Source organism: Actinomycetospora sp., assembly GCF_055612215.1.
In genome coordinates this window covers 1-1,333 of record NZ_JBVPVA010000147.1, presented here as the reverse complement: position 1 = coordinate 1,333, position 1,333 = coordinate 1, and the positions used below count along the sequence as shown (strand labels likewise).

Genomic DNA, 1,333 nt, shown 5'->3' with positions numbered 1-1,333 from the left:
ACGAGCACACCGGCGAGTCGCTCGGAGTCGTGCACGTTCATCTGGCACCCGTGGGTGCGGATGGCGAAGGTGCGCGGGACTGCTGCGGTCATCGCCTCCAGGGTAGGCCGTCCACCTGCGAGGATGCGTAGGTGGACCTCCCTGCCCGGCCCTCGCGCCGGACGGTCCTCGTCGGGGCCGGGCTCGGCGTCGACGGCCGGGCCGGCGCTTCCCGACGACGGCGCCCGAGCCCCTGTCCGCTCCCGGTCGTCTGCCGTTCGGCAGAGGTTCTCGCGCGCCGAGGCCCCTAGCGTCCCGGGCAGTTCGTCCGAGGATGGGGAGACCGCCATGACCACCGACACCGTCACCGAGCACCCGAACGTCACCGCGGTGATCGCGGCCTTCACCGCCCTGGCCCAGGGGGACGTCGGTCCGAGCAACGCGCTGATGACCGACGACTTCGTGATGGTCAACCACGACAACGGCGCCGGCGACTGGCACGTCATCGAGGGCCGCGAGGCCTTCTTCGAGTTCCTCGGCGCCTGGTTCGCGTTCTTCGAGGGGACCTTCGCGCAGGAGCCGCTGGGCATCTACGGCGGCGACGACCACGTCGTGCTGCTCGTGCACGAGACCGGCCGTGTCGGGGACGCGGTGTTCGACAACCACGCGGTCTACGTCATCGAGGTCCGCGACGGCCGCTGGACCCGCATGGAGACCTACGACCGGGACCGGGAGGCCAACGCGCGCTTCTGGGCCCAGCTGGGCGTCACGGCGGTGCCGATGTGAGCGGCGAGGGCGCGGCCGGGGCGTGTGGCGACGGCGCGGCCGGGGCGTGGGGCGACGGCGCGGCCGAGGTGCGCGGCGACGGCGCCGCCGAGGGGTACGTCACGCACTCGTCGAGCCCTCGGGGGCTGCGTGGAGTGCCCCTGATCGGCATCCGGCGCCCGGACTTCGGGCGCCGGACGGACGAGGGGCACAGGACGCAGGTCCTCGGTCGTCCCGAGCTGCGTCCTGTGCCCCTCGTCGCCGGCGATCCAGCGGCTGGGCCGTCGGCGGGCTAGCTGCCGACCGGGCCGATCGAGTCGGCGGGCAGCGGCGAGCCGTTGTCCGGACCGGCGTCGTCCAGCGACGTCTTGCCGGTGGCGCCCCGCTGCTCGAGGTCCTGGCGCTTGAAGATCTTCCGACCGAGCCAGACCAGCGGGTCGTACTTGCGGTCGACCACCCGCTCCTTCATGGGGATGAGGGAGTTGTCGGTGATCTTGATGTGCTCCGGGCACACCTCGGTGCAGCACTTGGTGATGTTGCAGTACCCCAGGCCGTGCTCCTCCTGGGCGTCCTCCTTGCGGTTGCGGAC

General features: G+C 72.2%; 2 protein-coding genes and 1 pseudogene. 2 read left to right on the top strand and 1 reads right to left on the bottom strand.

Annotation, left to right across the window (positions count from 1 at the left end; translation table 11 throughout):
- Positions 1 to 327: 327 nt before the first annotated feature.
- Positions 328 to 765, top strand: a complete 438-nt coding sequence (locus AC0CYZ_RS04090; protein ID WP_472212599.1) for a nuclear transport factor 2 family protein — start codon at positions 328 to 330, stop codon at positions 763 to 765.
- A complete protein-coding gene (locus tag AC0CYZ_RS04085; RefSeq protein ID WP_472212596.1) occupies positions 762 to 1,040 on the top strand; it encodes a hypothetical protein in 279 nt (92 codons plus the stop codon). Before AC0CYZ_RS04090 ends, AC0CYZ_RS04085 begins: the two co-directional genes overlap by 4 nt.
- Here AC0CYZ_RS04085 and AC0CYZ_RS04080 read toward each other — a convergent pair.
- Positions 1,037 to 1,333 (bottom strand): annotated as a pseudogene (locus AC0CYZ_RS04080) (succinate dehydrogenase/fumarate reductase iron-sulfur subunit); the annotation flags it as partial. The gene AC0CYZ_RS04085 and the pseudogene AC0CYZ_RS04080 overlap by 4 nt on opposite strands.

Coding starts and splice junctions, on each gene's coding strand:
- AC0CYZ_RS04090 (WP_472212599.1), top strand. CDS start 328: ATGACCACCGACACCGTCACCGAGCACCCGAACGTCACCGCGGTGATC.